Annotated in this window: 15 protein-coding genes and 1 rRNA gene; 8 read left to right on the forward strand and 8 right to left on the reverse strand. The window is 37.2% G+C overall.

Going from position 1 to position 15,317, the window contains the following annotated elements; all coding sequences use genetic code 11:
* The first annotated feature begins 5 nt into the window (after window positions 1-5).
* Together rrf and DU508_RS19555 are read left to right on the forward strand one after the other, a co-directional pair.
* Window positions 6-117: ribosomal RNA gene (rrf, locus tag DU508_RS19550) — 5S ribosomal RNA — on the forward strand.
* Window positions 118-376: 259 nt separating this feature from the next.
* A complete protein-coding gene (locus DU508_RS19555; RefSeq protein ID WP_115404462.1) occupies window positions 377-1,687 on the forward strand; it encodes a leucine-rich repeat-containing protein kinase family protein in 1,311 nt (436 codons plus the stop codon).
* Here DU508_RS19555 and rlmN read toward each other — a convergent pair.
* From rlmN to DU508_RS19570, 3 genes are all read right to left on the reverse strand, one after another.
* The gene (rlmN, locus tag DU508_RS19560) at window positions 1,684-2,739 is read right to left on the reverse strand and encodes a 23S rRNA (adenine(2503)-C(2))-methyltransferase RlmN (protein ID WP_115404463.1); all 1,056 of its coding nucleotides are present in this window, start codon (window positions 2,737-2,739) and stop codon (window positions 1,684-1,686) included. The genes DU508_RS19555 and rlmN overlap by 4 nt on opposite strands.
* An 89-nt stretch (window positions 2,740-2,828) precedes the next feature.
* Window positions 2,829-3,788 (reverse strand): 23S rRNA pseudouridine(2604) synthase RluF, encoded by a 960-nt coding sequence (gene rluF, locus DU508_RS19565; protein ID WP_115404464.1) that lies wholly within the window; start codon window positions 3,786-3,788, stop codon window positions 2,829-2,831.
* A 144-nt stretch (window positions 3,789-3,932) separates the two neighbouring features.
* Complete coding sequence (locus DU508_RS19570) at window positions 3,933-4,493, reverse strand: DinB family protein (protein ID WP_115404465.1); 561 nt, start codon at window positions 4,491-4,493, stop codon at window positions 3,933-3,935.
* A gap of 158 nt (window positions 4,494-4,651) precedes the next feature.
* Here DU508_RS19570 and DU508_RS19575 point away from each other — a divergent pair, with 158 nt between their 5' ends.
* Window positions 4,652-5,392, forward strand: coding sequence for an RDD family protein (locus tag DU508_RS19575; RefSeq protein WP_115404466.1), 741 nt, complete (start codon window positions 4,652-4,654; stop codon window positions 5,390-5,392).
* A 1-nt stretch (window position 5,393) separates the two neighbouring features.
* Here the strand turns inward: DU508_RS19575 and DU508_RS24365 are convergent, their stop codons facing one another.
* The 5 genes from DU508_RS24365 to DU508_RS19600 all read right to left on the reverse strand — a co-directional run bounded on the left by DU508_RS24365 (window position 5,394) and on the right by DU508_RS19600 (window position 8,381).
* A complete protein-coding gene (locus DU508_RS24365; RefSeq protein WP_115404467.1) occupies window positions 5,394-5,789 on the reverse strand; it encodes a DUF2752 domain-containing protein in 396 nt (131 codons plus the stop codon).
* Window positions 5,790-6,134, reverse strand: coding sequence for a CD225/dispanin family protein (locus DU508_RS19585; protein ID WP_115404468.1), 345 nt, complete (start codon window positions 6,132-6,134; stop codon window positions 5,790-5,792).
* A gap of 88 nt (window positions 6,135-6,222) precedes the next feature.
* Window positions 6,223-6,945: an SGNH/GDSL hydrolase family protein gene (locus tag DU508_RS19590; protein ID WP_115404469.1), complete on the reverse strand. Its 723-nt coding sequence runs from the start codon at window positions 6,943-6,945 to the stop codon at window positions 6,223-6,225.
* Window positions 6,946-6,995: 50 nt separating this feature from the next.
* Window positions 6,996-7,715, reverse strand: coding sequence for a lipoyl(octanoyl) transferase LipB (lipB, locus tag DU508_RS19595; protein WP_115404598.1), 720 nt, complete (start codon window positions 7,713-7,715; stop codon window positions 6,996-6,998).
* 18 nt (window positions 7,716-7,733) lie between these two features.
* Window positions 7,734-8,381, reverse strand: a complete 648-nt coding sequence (locus DU508_RS19600) for a 4'-phosphopantetheinyl transferase family protein (RefSeq protein WP_115404470.1) — start codon at window positions 8,379-8,381, stop codon at window positions 7,734-7,736.
* 71 nt (window positions 8,382-8,452) lie between these two features.
* Between DU508_RS19600 and dcd the strand changes: the two genes are divergently transcribed.
* From dcd to purD, 5 genes are all read left to right on the forward strand, one after another.
* On the forward strand, window positions 8,453-8,989 hold the full coding sequence (gene dcd / locus DU508_RS19605; RefSeq protein WP_115404471.1) for a dCTP deaminase: 537 nt from the start codon (window positions 8,453-8,455) through the stop codon (window positions 8,987-8,989).
* A gap of 82 nt (window positions 8,990-9,071) precedes the next feature.
* On the forward strand, window positions 9,072-11,762 hold the full coding sequence (locus DU508_RS19610; protein WP_233509684.1) for a TonB-dependent receptor: 2,691 nt from the start codon (window positions 9,072-9,074) through the stop codon (window positions 11,760-11,762).
* 74 nt (window positions 11,763-11,836) lie between these two features.
* The gene (locus tag DU508_RS19615) at window positions 11,837-12,598 is read left to right on the forward strand and encodes an enoyl-CoA hydratase/isomerase family protein (RefSeq protein WP_115404472.1); all 762 of its coding nucleotides are present in this window, start codon (window positions 11,837-11,839) and stop codon (window positions 12,596-12,598) included.
* Window positions 12,599-12,651: 53 nt separating this feature from the next.
* Window positions 12,652-13,527, forward strand: a complete 876-nt coding sequence (locus DU508_RS19620) for an SDR family oxidoreductase (RefSeq protein ID WP_115404473.1) — start codon at window positions 12,652-12,654, stop codon at window positions 13,525-13,527.
* 114 nt (window positions 13,528-13,641) lie between these two features.
* Window positions 13,642-14,913, forward strand: coding sequence for a phosphoribosylamine--glycine ligase (purD, locus tag DU508_RS19625; protein WP_115404474.1), 1,272 nt, complete (start codon window positions 13,642-13,644; stop codon window positions 14,911-14,913).
* Window positions 14,914-15,317: the final 404 nt, after the last annotated feature.

Genomic DNA, 15,317 nt, shown 5'->3' on the forward strand with positions numbered 1-15,317 from the left:
AATATTCAGGTGCCTATATCGGTGGTGTCCACCTCTTCCCATTCCGAACAGAGAAGTTAAGCCCACCAGAGCCGATGGTACTGCGGTAACACGTGGGAGAGTAGGTCGGTGCCAAATCTTAAAGCCCTAAAAGGGCATTGACAAGGACCCTTGCAGCAAAACTGCAGGGGTTTCTTCGTTCATAAAGGTTTTTGAGCAAGGGAACGGAAAGCCCAAGGCGCGGGGACCGCATGTTGGGGACAACATGTTTGTCAGCGACAGGAGCTGGACCTTTCAAACCGCCTCAACGGAGATGATGGTCTTAAACATTTTCTTAATTATTCACTAGGTTTTATTTAATTGAGCCTATCTTCGCTATAAATTAACACCAATAAATTTGCAAAGCATATCACAGCTACTAAAGGGAGAATTGAAGGGTGCCATTTCGGTAAAAATTTCAGAAGACCTTGAGCATTTTCCCGAACAGCTTTTTGATCTGGCAGATACTCTTGAATACCTGGATTTATCTTCCAATAAACTTAATCGTTTACCTCATGATTTTGGTCGATTAAAGAAGCTCAAAATCTTTTTTGCCTCTGATAATTTATTTACTGTTCTACCAGAAGTTTTAGGTAATTGTCCTGATTTAGATATTGTAGGATTTAAATCCAATAGAATTGAAGTCATATCTCCTAAAGCTTTAAACCCGAATCTGAGGTGGCTTATTCTTACCAATAATAAAATTGACAGCTTACCGCCAGGGATTGGGAATTGTGTAAAACTGCAGAAACTCATGTTAGCGGGAAACAGATTAACCAGTCTACCGAAAGAACTTATGCGCTGCAAGAACTTAGCTTTGCTTAGAATATCGGCTAATTACTTAAAGCAGCTTCCACAATGGCTCATCTCCATGCCGAGTTTATCCTGGTTGGCTTTTTCGGGAAATCAAATAAGAGGAAACTTTGCATTTAATAATATTCCAACTGTAGATTTTGAACGGATCAATATTAAAGAGTTATTGGGAGAAGGTGCATCGGGAAGTATTTACCGGGCGTCAAAATTGAATAATCATGAAGTATTGAACGTTGCGGTAAAGATATTTAAGGGGAATGTAACAAGCGATGGTTATCCTGAAGATGAAATGAATGCTTACATAGCCGCTGGATACCATCCCGCCATTGTTAAGTTGATTGGGAAAATAGATTTATCGCATGAGAATCAAAAAGGCTTGGTCATGGATTTAATTCCATCAAACTTTTATAATCTGGGTCGGCCTCCCAGCTTGCAGACTTGTACAAGAGATGTTTTTAATGTTGATATTGAATTGTCATTGGAGCAAATATTAGAAATTGCAATCAGCATTGCTTCAGTAGGTTTCCATTTACATTCACGAGGCATCATTCATGGTGACTTATACGCCCATAATATCCTCATTAATAATGCGGGTAAGGCCTTATTTGGAGACTTTGGTGCTGCATCATTTTATGACCGGGAAAATGCCACTCAATCATTCTATATCGAAAGAATTGAGGTTAAAGCTTACGGGTATCTCCTGGATGATTTACTTTCGCTTTGTGGGCAAAATACACTTACTTTCTTCGTTGATGAAATGTGCAAATTGAGAGATAACTGCTTATCGCCAAATCATCATCTCCGTCCAGATTTTAAGGCTATTGTAGAAAAATTAGAAACCTTGAAAAACAATTAATTTTTAGCTTCTTCTTTTACCGCTAACTGACCACAAGCGGCATCAATATCTTTTCCACGGCTACGGCGAATATTTGTAGTAATGCCCTGACTTTTTAAGTAGTTAGCAAATGCATCGATTTTATCGCCTTCGGCATTTGTGAAATCAGCAAAGGAAATGGGGTTGTATTCAATCAGGTTTACCTTGCAGGGGATATGCTTACAGAATTTAGCCAAATCCATTGCATCTGATAATTCATCGTTGAAATGATTAAAAACAATGTATTCGTAAGTAACCGGATTTTTGGTTTTAGCAAAGTAATATTTGAGTGCTTCAGACAACGATTTTAAAGAATTAGCCTCATTAATCGGCATAATCTCATTGCGTTTTTTATCATCAGCAGCATGTAGTGAAAGTGCCAGATTGAATTTTGCGCCATCATCTCCAAGTTTTTTAATCATTTTGGCAATTCCAGCGGTTGAAACTGTGATGCGTTTATAACTCATGTTTAAACCATCTGGTGCTGTAATACGCTCAATGGATTTAAGCACATTGGCATAATTCAAAAGCGGTTCACCCATTCCCATGTACACGATATTGGTTAATGGGTTATTGTAATTCTGCTTCGCTTGCTTATCGATTAAAACAACCTGATCATAAATTTCATCAGCATTTAAATTACGTTTGCGATCCATATAACCTGTAGCACAAAACTTACAGGTTAAACTACAACCCACCTGCGAACTCACGCAAGCAGTCATGCGATCTTCTAAAGGGATTAAAACGCCTTCAACAATATTTCCATCGGCCAAACGGAAAGTGTTCTTGATGGTATGATCGTTACTGAACTGAGAATTGTTCACTTGAACAGCATTTATCGAGAAACTTTCGTCCAACGCTTTACGCAGATCTTTAGAAAGATTGCTCATGTCATCAAAGTTAGTTGCCGATTTTTCCCATAACCACTGGTAAATTTGTTTTGCCCTGAAAGAAGGTTGCTGCATAGCAATTAAATGCTGTTGCAACTGAGACAAATCCAGTGAGCGGATATCGATTTTTTTTGCTGTTACCATTTGCTGCAAAGGTACTTAAAAAGCTTTTAAGCTGAAAGGCTAAAGCAGAAAGCAAAGGTTTGATATATAGAATTTTACAATCTGTTGGCTTATCTTCCTCTGTGTTTTCCGTTTGATTTACTTTTCACAGGTCTGGCATTTCTATTTGAAGAATTGCCCTTGCTTGCAGGTTTAGCAGATGAATGGTTATTTGACTTTTTGCCGGCAGATTTATGTACAGGTTTTGAAGGCTTGAAAGATTTCTTAGGCTGTTCCTGTTTTAATTCCGGAATCTCTTCCCAGGAGTTGGTTTTCTTTTTGGTGTTTTTTGGTTTCGGAGAGGCTTCTGAAGATGATTTTTCGACACTTTTCATAATGCCATTCATTTCTTCTTCTGTAAGTTCTCTAAACTCTCCTGTTGGAATGCCTTTTAAATTGACATTCATAATCCTTGTGCGTTCCAGCCTGGTTACTTCATAACCAAAATGTTCACACATTCTTCTGATTTGCCTGTTCAGGCCTTGAATTAAAATGATATTGAATACAAAAGTACTGATTTGACGGACCTTACATTTCCGGGTATTTACTCCCAGAATCGGAACCCCGTTGCTCATCTCAAAAATGAAATCTTCAGTAATTGGTTTGTTTACTGTAACCACATATTCTTTCTCGTGTTTATTACCTGCTCTAAGGATTTTATTCACGATATCGCCGTTATTGGTTAGAAAAATTAAACCGGATGAATCTTTATCTAACCTGCCGATTGGGAAAATACGCTCACTGTGGTTTACATAATCAACAATATTGTTTTTCACGTTCGATTCTGTTGTACTTGTAATGCCAACAGGTTTATTAAAAGCCAACAAGATGAAATTTGATTCTTCTTTGGGCTCAATGTTATGACCATTAACCATTACCCTATCTCCGGCAAAAACCTGATCGCCAATTTTGGCTCTTTTTCCATTGATGAAAACATTCCCTCTTTCGATAAATCTATCAGCCTCGCGACGAGAACACAATCCGCTTTCGCTGATGAATTTATTTAAACGGGTTGCAGCGTTATTGTTCATTCTGCAATTTTACGGAAATAATTTGTTTAATTAGCTACAGGGACTGTGGAGAAATTATACCGCAAAGCTCACAGCGCAACACCAAGAAATACACCAGGTTTAGTGTTTGCCGATACCTTTCTCTGTGTGCACTGCGATTAAATATTAAAAGTTTTGATCGTCGGCACTTGGGCCATAACTACCTGGAATTGGAATATCTAATAACCTTAAATATACACCCAACTGAGCTCTATGGTGCGTGGTTTGACTAAATGCAACGCGGATCATTTCATATTTGGTTAAATCGCTTAAAATTTGATCGCCATTACGCAATATCCATTGTTTATTCAGGTTTTGTTGATCCATGTTTTCTAACTCCGATTTGCCACTTTGATAGCTTTCTTCTAAAAGTTTGAGCAAATCATCATTACTTTCCACTTTTTTCTCTTCGTATGGCGCTGTAGCGAAATCCAATTCATCAGTTGTGATTGCAAAGCTAACCCACCCGGGCAGCTCAGCAATATGACTGGCTAAGGATTTCATTTTCATGCTTTTTTCGTGTGGTGCCCAATCAAACTTGTCTGTTGGAACCAGCGCCAGGAATTTTTTTGTTGTGTTAAATTCGGCTTCAAATTCTTTTAATAATAATTTAATAATATCCATATTCTGTTGTTTTGTTTTTTCAATTGTGTTTAGTTCCATTAATAACATGTCGGCTATACTCATGGTTTTTTGGGGTTTTGTTTACACAAAGAAAGAGCAGCGGAGTGACAACCCTATGGCAGTGTAAAATTTTATGATAAAATATTTTTATCATCATTAATGGTTCAAAATTTTAGAAACTTAATTGATTGATTATCCTTAAAAAAAATTATGTTTGAAATATGGATAGTATCAAAATTAACACCGCTCAGAATATAGACATTGAATATGAAATTGCAGGTTTAGGAGAGCGAATAGCTGCCCGATGTATTGATTTAGCAGGCTTTGTAATTCTTTACTTTGTTGCTGTGATTTTGATGGTTGTGGCCTCATTCAGCATGTCGAGCACAGCTGGAATCATTGTGCTTATTATTTATGTTGTAATTTTTGCTTTTTACGATTTAGTTTGTGAGTTAACCATGAATGGGCAAACTTTTGGTAAAAAAATTTTGAAGATAAAAGTGGTGAGTCTGGAAGGTACACAACCTACATTAGGTCAATATATCATCAGGTGGTTGTTCAGGATGATTGATTTTGGTTTTCCTTTGGGATGGGGTGTAATCGCCTTAGTTTCGGTAGCAGTTACTAAAAACCATCAGCGCTTAGGTGATTTACTTGCTAAAACAACTTTGATCAAAACAACTCCCCGCACACAAATTAATAATGTTGCCTTTAATTTTACATTGCCAGAAGAATACCAGCCTCAGTTTAAAGAAGTTTTGCATTTAACTGATCGGGATATTGAATTGATTCATGAAGTACTTACCGGATATTATCAAACTGGCCATGCCGATTTGATTTATGCCATGGCTGCAAAAACCAAAGATCATATTTTCGTAACTATTCCGGCAGGCATGAATGAATTACAGTTTTTAGAAACAGTGTTGAAGGACTATAATTATATTACAAGTACGAGCCAATAATTCAAGCTGCCAAATATTTGAATAGTTGATAGGGCAGATTTCTGGCAATCCAAAACAGTATTACTATTGTGAATATTATTTTAGGCGTCACTGGACTGTACCATATCTTTAGATCGTGATCTTCCTTGGTTAAGTAGGATGCTACTTTGAAGAAAAAGTGAATGATAAGAACAGGTAAACTCATAACCAGCAATAAGTTGTAATTAGCAGCTTGAATAATATCTCCGTGAAGCAATGAGTGAATAGCTCTCTGTGAGCCACATCCCGGACAATCCAGATTAAATAATTTATGGAAAGGACACTCGGGAAAGAAATTGTACACCTCAGGATTAAATTTATAGTACACCATCGAAAGCGCAATAAAAATAATTAATCCTAAGGTGTACTTAAATTTCATTTATCTGTAATTACTCATCATTGCACCACCCAATCCAAGAACAAAGAAGAAAATGAAATAGAGAACATATACACCGATTCCTATAAAAAAACCAATCTTCGTCCATTTTGCTGCTGCCGCAGATGCCGCTTGTGCGCCTGCATAGTCGCCAATTGCATATTTACTGTTCACATTTGCAGCATTTACAATTCCAGCTATACCTAATGGTAAACAACAAAAAATTGTGACCAAAATTGATTCTACCAACCAGTTTTTTGGAGCAGGTCCGGGATGGTTTCCAAACCGCGATTGGCCAAATGGTTGTTGACCGAAAGGTGGTTGACCTTGAGGTTGTTGATCTTCCATAATTAATACTTAAGTTTTTAGGGTGATTTAAATAGTTAAACTAAAGTAAAATTTTTAATTTAAAAAACGGAAGAAAATAGGCGCTGAATTATTTTAATATAGCGGTAATCTTTGGCTTTAAAGCATTTGCCCACTCGCTATACATTTTTGCACTCGGATGAAGCCCGTCACTTGCGATTAAAGCGGGGTCGGTTATTGCATGTCTTGAGGCTGGAGTGATATCAGTATAGCTCACACCTGCTGCAAGTGTAACTTCCTGATTTATGGTATTAAAATTATCGATTTCTTCAGCAATGATTTGTGGACTTTTTCCAGCGTTTTTCCCGAATGGAGTTACACCCCAGTCGGGGATGGAAACCACAAAAACCTTTGTTTTATCGCCATTGGCAAATGAGATTGCAGTTTGCAGCAATTCTGAAAACTCTTTTTTATAAGTTGCAATGGAGTAACCCCGATATTGATTATTTACACCGATTAATAGCGTAACAAAATCGAATTTTTGAGTGAGTTTTTCATGATTAATAGCACGTTGCAGTTCATCTGTAGTCCATCCGGTAGTTGCAATAATTTTTGGCTGAACCACATTAATACCTTGTTCTTTGAGTAGGTTTTGCAATTGATATGGAAAGGACTCTGCTGGTTTAACCGATTCGCCAATGGTATACGAATCGCCTAAGGCTAAATAGGTATAAGCTTTGCCCGAAACAGAGATTTTTTGATTTTCTAGCTGGTTAGCCGTGGTCATATTTTCTTCTTTTGTACAGCTCGAAGTTAAGAAAGAAAACAAAACGGCACTCAATAAAACTTTCATGTTCCAATTTACGTAAAAGGTAGATTAAAAGTTTTAAAGAGAGAATTAGGCTAAACCAGGTTCATTTTGAAAAGATCAGCAATATGATTTTTCAGCTTCTCTTTTACTTCTTCCATGTTTAGCTTATATCCAAGTTCCTTTTCAAGCGAGGTAACAGCTTTATCGTCTATTCCGCAGGGAACAATGTTTTTAAAATAATCCAGATCTACATTCACGTTAAAAGCAAATCCATGCATGGTAACCCAACGGCTGCAGCGAACGCCCATCGCACAGATTTTCCGTGCTTTATCATTGTCTGCATCCAACCAAACCCCAGTATATCCGGGGTAACGGCCAGCTACAATGCCGTAGTCCTGAAGTGTTAAAATAACAGCTTCTTCCAAAGTGCGGAGATACAAATGAATATCAGTAAAGAAATTATCTAAGTCCAAAATTGGATACCCTACAATTTGGCCAGGTCCATGATAGGTAATATCGCCACCACGATTAATTTTATAATAAGTGGCCTGTTTATCTTTAAGGCCTTGTTCATCTAACAATAAATTTTCTGGATGTCCGCTTTTTCCTAAGGTATAAACGTGGGGATGTTCATTAAAAATGAGATAATTTGGAGTGGGTAAATGCGTACCGTTAACTCTATTTTCAGTTTTTAAAGCAACAGTTTGGTTGAGCAAATCTTCCTGCCGATCCCAGGCTTCCTGATAATCTGTTAATCCCCAATCTATAAATTGTGTTGGAACTAAATCGATCACTAATTGTTTTTCATCCATCTCCATATCTCATTAAAATTATGCATTATTGGCAACGTAGCCTAACATGTACCCATCATTGGTTTTGAAATAGCTCACTGTCAGTTCTTTTGTTCCCGAAGGTAGTTCAACTATGGCATTTAAATTTCCTTCATTTTTTAATTTAAAAGGTTTAATGTGGATGTCACGCTTAAATTCCAAACCTTTTTTTCCATGCCATTTATAAATCGCCTCTTTAGCACACCAGGCAACATAAAGTCCATCCATATTATCACCAATTTGTTTCTGAGCAAGTTCTATATCGCTCAGAAATTTATGTTTTATGCTTTTTATTTTATGCTTGATTAATTCAATATCAACTCCAACAGCATATTTTTTACTGATCATCACAGCGGCATAATCGTAAGAGTGACTTAAAGAGATCTGATAATCTAAATTTGTTAAATAAGGCTTACCATCCTCATCAAACTGGCAATCGATATACTCTTTCGTATTCAACATGGTTCTGAGCAGAAGCCTCGTACTTAGCCAATGTAGCAGCCTTTTGCCATTATTTAGTGATGAGATAATATCAAGTTCATGTTGCTTAAGCTGAAGGCCAGCCAACATTTCAGCTTCAGTTTCTTCAATTTTCCAGATTGCAAGAACCGAATGCTCATCAACATTTTTATTATAAACTATTGGCATTTATAAAATTGAGATTAGCATGCAAAATTATCTTAATTAATTGATAATTTAGGCCAAAAATACGCATAAAAATGATATTATCGGATAAAAGGATATTAGAAGAGATTGATAAGGGCACAATAATAATTGAACCTTTTAAAAGAGAATGTTTAGGTACTAATTCTTACGATGTACATTTAGGTAAATATCTGGCTACGTACAAAAATCGCGTGTTAGATGCCAGGCAACACAATGAAATAGAACATTTTGAAATTCCTAAGGATGGTTATGTTTTACATCCTGGCACTTTGTATTTGGGCGTTACTTTAGAGTATACAGAAACGCATGGTCATGTTCCTTTTTTAGAGGGTAAAAGCAGCACCGGGCGCTTAGGAATCGACATTCACGCCACAGCAGGTAAAGGCGATGTTGGCTTTTGTAACACCTGGACACTTGAAATTTCTGTTGCCCAGCCGGTAAAAGTTTATGCAGGAATGCCAATAGGACAATTAATTTATTTTGTAGTTGAAGGAAACATCGAAACCATGTATAATACCAAGGGCAATGCAAAGTATAATAATAAAACCACCAAACCGGTAGAAAGCATGATGTGGAAAAACAAATTTTAGAACTAAAATTCACGTTACCTTCATAAAAATATGCCTCGGGTTTTGTACCTTGAGGCATATTTTATTTTTTACCTAACCACAAATGAAACTCAAAATTACACTCGCAATCAGCTTTTTATTCATCCTTATTGGTTTTTCAGCTTTTAAGATGGATGATGATCCGTTCACTTTACTTTTAAAAAAACTAGATGAGTACACCAGCAAATATCCTCAGGAAAAAGTATACTTACATTTAGATAAACCTTATTATGCCATTGGAGATGATATATGGTTTAAAGCTTATGTTGTAGATGCTAAATCAACAGCTCCATCTCAATTGAGCAAAGTACTATATGTAGAACTGATTAACGAGAAAGATTCTATTAAAAAGCAGCTTAAATTACCTTTGATAGGTGGTATAAGCTGGGGCGATTTTAAGTTGACTGATTCTTTAGGCGAAGGTAATTATAGAATAAGAGCCTACACTAATTATATGCGTAATTTCGGAACTGAATTCTTTTTCGATAAAACCATTAAAATTGGCAATAGCTGGGCCAATAAAGTTTTTACCAAAACAGATTATACATTCAGTAAAGAAAATAATACGGATAAAGTTGCAGCAACGATCCATTTTGAAGATAAAAACGGAGTAGCTTACAAGGAAAATGAAGTGAGTTATGATGTACAACTGGATTACAGATCTGTTTCAAAGGGAAAAACCAAAACCGATTTGTCAGGAAATGCAGTGATTAACTTTAACAGCAGTCAGGCGCTTTCGAATAAATCAGGCAAAATTGTAGCCACCTTAACGTTAGATAACAAACAGAAGGTTATAAAAATCATTCCCATAACCTCAACTTCAAATGATGTGGATGTTCAATTCTTACCGGAGGGAGGAGCTTTAGTTGAGAATTTGCCACAAAAAATTGCAATAAAGGCTATAAATGCCAGTGGACACGGAGAAGATGTGAAAGGAGTAATTGTTGATGAGACAGGAAATGAGATTACATCATTTGAAACCAATTATCTGGGTATGGGTAATTTCGTATTCAACGTTCAGCCGGGCAAAACTTATCTGGCTAAAGTGAAGTTCAAAGATGGTTCCGGTAAAGATTTAAAACTTCCAATAGCTCAGAAAAGTGGTTATGCAATTACTGTAAATGGCTTGGATACAGGAAAAGTAACGGTTAAAATCATGGCCAGTGAAGACCTGATCAATGGAAGTGAGCTAAAAGTTGTGGCTCAACAAGCTGGAAATGTTTATTATGTTTCTAAAGCGAAAATGGATAAACAGGTTTTAATGGCCAGCATTCCTAAGAAAAATTTGCCTGTTGGAGTTGTTCAATTTACCTTATTTTCAAACACAAATCAACCTATTGCTGAACGATTGATTTTTGTAAACAACAAAGTCGATTTGATCGATGTTAATTTGAATACTTCAGGTGCATCAACTACAAGAAAAGGTAAATCTACTTTTAGCTTTGATGCCACAAACCAGAATAAACCGGTTTTAAGTAGTTTTTCAGTGTCTGTAACCAATTCTTCTAAAGTCACTCCCGATGAAGATAATGAAAGCAATATTTTAACTTCACTTCTTTTAACTTCCGATTTAACGGGTTACATCGAGAAACCCAACCATTATTTTTTAAATGATGATATTAAAACAATGAGGGAATTGGACAATTTGATGTTAACCCAGGGTTGGAGCCGTTTTTTATGGCGAAATGTTATTGCCGGAACCGGACCAACCATAACTTATAAACCGGAAAATTCCATTTCGATTAGCGGAACAGTGATGAGAGGTAATAAACCTGTTCCTGGTGGAAAAGTAATGTTAATGGCTTCAAAAGGCACATTCTTTATCATTGATACCGTTACCAATGCAGATGGAAGGTTTGTTTTTGATGACTTGAATTTCCCGGATAGCACAAAATTTGTGGTACAGGCCAGAACAAAAACTGATCGGAAATTTGTGGATATTACACTTGATGTTGTACCCAATCAAATCGTGACGAAGAATAAAAACGGAGCAGATGTAGAGGTAAATGTCAATAACTCTTTAATGAAATATATTAAAGAAAGCGATAATTACTTCAATGAAATGACACGTTTAGGGTTACTGGAGAGAACCATTAAACTCGAAGAGGTTACCATTACCGAAAAACGGAATCCAGCTAAAAATTCAGCTAATTTGAATGGAGCAGGAAGGGCAGATTTTATCATGACTGATAAAGATTTACTCACTTGTATCACGCTTTCTCAATGTTTGCAAGGGCGATTGCCTGGAGTTATTTTCAGGGGGAATGTTCCATACCTCATGCGGAGTCAAAATACTCCAATGTCTATTATTTTAGATGGGATGAGGGTTGAACCAGAATTTTTAGATAATATCGTACCATCTGATGTGGAGTCAATTGAACTATTAAAAAGTATTGGTAATACCGCAATTTATGGTTTTCAAGGCGGTGGTGGTGTAATTGTGATCACCACCAAGCGTGGAGGCGGAACCGAAAGTTACAACCGTTATGCGCCTGGGGTATTAACACTCAGTCCGAAAGGTTTCTCCGTTTCCCGAGAATTTTATGCTCCAAAATATGATGCTGCAACAAATAGCAGCAGAGCAGATTTAAGAACAACAATATATTGGAATCCTCAGGTTGTTGCAGAAAACGATGGCAAAGGCAAATTTGAATTTTACAATGCCGATGAACCAGGGCAGTACAGGCTTGTGATGGAAGGAATCGATGCATTGGGGCATTTGGCCAGAAAAATTTACACTTATGATGTGAAATAGAGAAAAATAAATAAATTTGAATATTATGCAGGCATAGTTTATTTTGCTGGTATTTAAATTTTAATATTGATTAGATGAATACGATAAAAGTTAGTGTAAAAGATAGATTATCTACCATCACATTAGATAGAGGAAAATCGAATGCATTAAACCGCGAGCTGATTACAGAACTTGATGATATACTCAAAAACATATCTGCTGATGATAACATAGGTGGTGTGATTTTGACAGGTACAGCACCATTTTTTTCTGCCGGACTGGATTTGGTTGAGCTTTATGATTATAATGAAGAAGAGGCCAAATCTTTCTGGAAGCTATTTTTAAATTTTACAGCAAATATGGTGGCTTTTAAAAAGCCAATTATAGCTGCCATAAGCGGACATAGCCCTGCAGGCGGATGCGTAATGGCACTAGCCTGCGATTATCGTGTAATGGCGGAGGGTCAGTATATTATTGGATTGAATGAGGTTCCCGTTGGTATTATTGTTCCAAACAGTATTTTCCAAATGTATTCCTTCTGGATTGGTAAGGCCGAAGCTTCGCGTAGTTTACTTTCGGGAAAACTTTATAGCCCCGAAGAAGCCCTGAAGGTTGGTTTGGTTGATGAACTGGTAAAGAATGAAAGTTTGTTAACAGCTGCAGAACGGAAGATTAAGAAATACATGGAATTGGAAAGTAATACCTGGTCGCAAAGTAAGCTCAATATTCGCGAGGAGCTGATCAAGGCTGTTACTGCAGATCAATCTGCTGCATTAGAGAAAATGCTGGCCCAGTGGTGGTCACCGGCAACCCGCCATATTTTAAAAACCATCCTGGCTAATTTGCAAAGAAAGTAATATTTTTTAGTTGGCAATTTCAATTTACAGTTTAAACGATTAACCAAATTATTATGTTTAATTATAACTCACCCATGCTCAAAGATGATGCTTTAAAAGGGAAAACAATTGTAATTACGGGCGGAGGAACTGGTTTGGGTAAAGCGATGGGAATTTACTTCCTGAAGTTAGGTGCAAACCTGGTCATTACCAGTCGTAAGCAGGATGTTTTACAGAAAACTGCCGATGAGATGGAAGAGAAGACTGGTGGGAAAGTTTTGGCTGTGGCTTGCGATGTTCGTGAAATAGAACAAGTAGAAAACATTCTGGCCAAAACACTCGAAAAATTTGGATCTGTTGATGTGTTATTGAATAATGCAGCGGGTAATTTTATTTCTCCAACTGAAAGATTATCTGCAAATGCTTTTTCATCCATTATCGATATCGTTTTAAAAGGAACGGTAAATTGTACGTTAACTTTTGGCAAACATTGGATCAAAGAAAAACAAACTGCAACTGTTTTAAATATTATTACCACTTACGCATTTACGGGTTCAGCCTACGTTGTTCCGTCTGCATGTGCTAAAGGCGGTGTTTTGGCATTAACCAGGTCATTGGCTGTGGAATGGGGCAAATACGGAATCCGTACCAATGCCGTTGCTCCGGGGCCATTTCCAACAAGAGGAGCATGGGAAAGATTATTGCCGGGCGACCTTGCCAAAAAGTTTGATTTCAAAAACCGTGTTCCGCTTAAAAGAGTAGGCGACCATCAGGAATTGGCCAATCTGGCCGCATTTTTAGTGAGTGATTTTTCAGGATATATTAATGGAGAGGTTATTACCATTGATGGTGGAGAATGGTTACAGGGTGCCGGACAAATGAATGGCCTCGAAGCCATTCCGGGCGAAATGTGGGATATGCTTGAGCAAATGACCAGAAGCGCAAAATAAAGGTAAAAGGCTGACGGTTGAGGATAAGAAGGTATTCCCGTCGGTACCTTCAACAATACAGCAATTCAATCTTATAACATTCCAACTTTCCAACAAAATCCTATCTTTGCCGATATGAATATCTTACTTTTAGGTTCAGGCGGCAGAGAAAGTGCATTCGCCTGGAAAATGAGCCAGTCTTCGCACTGCGATAAATTAATTATTGCACCAGGAAACGGTGGTACAGGTGTTTATGGCACCAATATCAACATCAATGTAAATGATTTTGATTCCATTAAAAAAGTAGTTCTTGCTGAAAATATTGAATTAGTTGTGGTTGGCCCTGAAGAACCGCTGGTAAATGGTATTCATGATTTTTTTCTGGCTGATCAGGCCATTGCTCATATTCCGGTAATTGGTCCTAAGAAAGAGGGTGCAATTTTAGAAGGAAGTAAAGATTTTTCCAAACAATTTATGGAGCGCCACGGCATTCCCACTGCCACGTCAAAATCTTTCACACCAGAAACACTGGAAGATGGGTTGGTTTATTTGCAGGATCATGCTTTACCTGTAGTTTTAAAGGCTGATGGATTAGCCGCTGGTAAAGGAGTTTTGATTTGTACAGAAACTATTGAAGCGCAGGAAGAATTAAAGCTAATGCTAGGCGGTAAATTTGGTGCAGCCGGAGCAACTGTGGTTATTGAGGAATTTTTAAGTGGAATTGAACTTTCCGTTTTCATCCTCACTGATGGAGAGAATTATATCACGCTCCCCTCTGCTAAAGATTATAAAAGAATTGGTCAGGGTGATACAGGTTTAAATACTGGTGGTATGGGTTCGGTTTCTCCTGTTCCTTTTGCGACACCTGAATTCTTGCAAAAGGTTGAAGAGCGTATCATTAAGCCAACTGTTGAAGGTTTAAAGAAAGATCGTATTGATTACACCGGTTTCATTTTCTTTGGTTTGATCAAAGTTGGAGATGATCCTTATGTTATTGAGTACAATGCCCGTATGGGCGATCCGGAAACGGAAAGTGTTATCCCTCGTATTGAAAATGACTTGGTGGAATTGTTTCTGGCAACGGCGAACAAACAATTAAATCAGGTTAATTTAGTTGTTTCTGAGCAAACTGCTGCAACGGTAATGATTGTTGCAGGTGGTTATCCGGGTGAATATTTAAAAGGTAAAGCCATTTCGGGTATCGAAAACTTACGCCATTCAAACGCTTTTCACGCAGGAACACTTTTAGAAAATGATGTTGTGAAAACCAATGGAGGAAGAGTGATTGCCATTACGAGTTTGCAGAAAGATTTATTTACCGCCTTACAATCAGCAACTGCTGATGCCGGAAGGATTTATTTCGATGGTAAATATTTCAGAGAAGATATCGGATTCGATTTAGTGTAACTCATTATACCAAAGCCGCAGATTCGCAGATTATATTCAATTAATCTGCGAATCTGCGGCTTTATCTTAATATTTCTTCACGCCGAATCTATTTCAGCACCCATAATTCATTTAATTTATAAACCAAAAAGCCACAGAATCCTGGATTGTTGTAATCTGCAAATCTGCGGCTTTATCTTAATATTTCTTCACGCCGAATCTATTTCAGCACCCATAATTCATTTAATTTATAAACCAAAAAGCCACAGAATCATGGATTTTGTAATCTGCGAACTGCGGCTTTATCTTAATATTTCTTCAAGCCGAATCTATTTCAGCACCCATATTCATTTAATTTATAAACCAAAAAGCCACAGAATCATGGATTTTGTAATCTGCAAATCTGCGGCTTTTCCTTATAAATC

Source organism: Pedobacter chinensis (genome assembly GCF_003339865.1).
Lineage (GTDB): Bacteria > Bacteroidota > Bacteroidia > Sphingobacteriales > Sphingobacteriaceae > Pedobacter > Pedobacter chinensis.

What these genes read in the sequence shown, in the direction of transcription:
- rlmN (WP_115404463.1), bottom strand. Translation starts at nt 2,739, where the DNA reads ATGGTAACAGCAAAAAAAATCGATATCCGCTCACTGGATTTGTCTCAG.
- rluF (WP_115404464.1), bottom strand. Translation starts at nt 3,788, where the DNA reads ATGAACAATAACGCTGCAACCCGTTTAAATAAATTCATCAGCGAAAGC.
- DU508_RS19570 (WP_115404465.1), bottom strand. Translation starts at nt 4,493, where the DNA reads ATGAGTATAGCCGACATGTTATTAATGGAACTAAACACAATTGAAAAA.
- DU508_RS19575 (WP_115404466.1), top strand. Translation starts at nt 4,652, where the DNA reads ATGGATAGTATCAAAATTAACACCGCTCAGAATATAGACATTGAATAT.
- DU508_RS24365 (WP_115404467.1), bottom strand. Translation starts at nt 5,789, where the DNA reads ATGAAATTTAAGTACACCTTAGGATTAATTATTTTTATTGCGCTTTCG.
- DU508_RS19585 (WP_115404468.1), bottom strand. Translation starts at nt 6,134, where the DNA reads ATGGAAGATCAACAACCTCAAGGTCAACCACCTTTCGGTCAACAACCA.
- DU508_RS19590 (WP_115404469.1), bottom strand. Translation starts at nt 6,945, where the DNA reads ATGAAAGTTTTATTGAGTGCCGTTTTGTTTTCTTTCTTAACTTCGAGC.
- lipB (WP_115404598.1), bottom strand. Translation starts at nt 7,715, where the DNA reads ATGGATGAAAAACAATTAGTGATCGATTTAGTTCCAACACAATTTATA.
- DU508_RS19600 (WP_115404470.1), bottom strand. Translation starts at nt 8,381, where the DNA reads ATGCCAATAGTTTATAATAAAAATGTTGATGAGCATTCGGTTCTTGCA.
- dcd (WP_115404471.1), top strand. Translation starts at nt 8,453, where the DNA reads ATGATATTATCGGATAAAAGGATATTAGAAGAGATTGATAAGGGCACA.
- DU508_RS19610 (WP_233509684.1), top strand. Translation starts at nt 9,072, where the DNA reads ATGAAACTCAAAATTACACTCGCAATCAGCTTTTTATTCATCCTTATT.
- DU508_RS19615 (WP_115404472.1), top strand. Translation starts at nt 11,837, where the DNA reads ATGAATACGATAAAAGTTAGTGTAAAAGATAGATTATCTACCATCACA.
- DU508_RS19620 (WP_115404473.1), top strand. Translation starts at nt 12,652, where the DNA reads ATGTTTAATTATAACTCACCCATGCTCAAAGATGATGCTTTAAAAGGG.
- purD (WP_115404474.1), top strand. Translation starts at nt 13,642, where the DNA reads ATGAATATCTTACTTTTAGGTTCAGGCGGCAGAGAAAGTGCATTCGCC.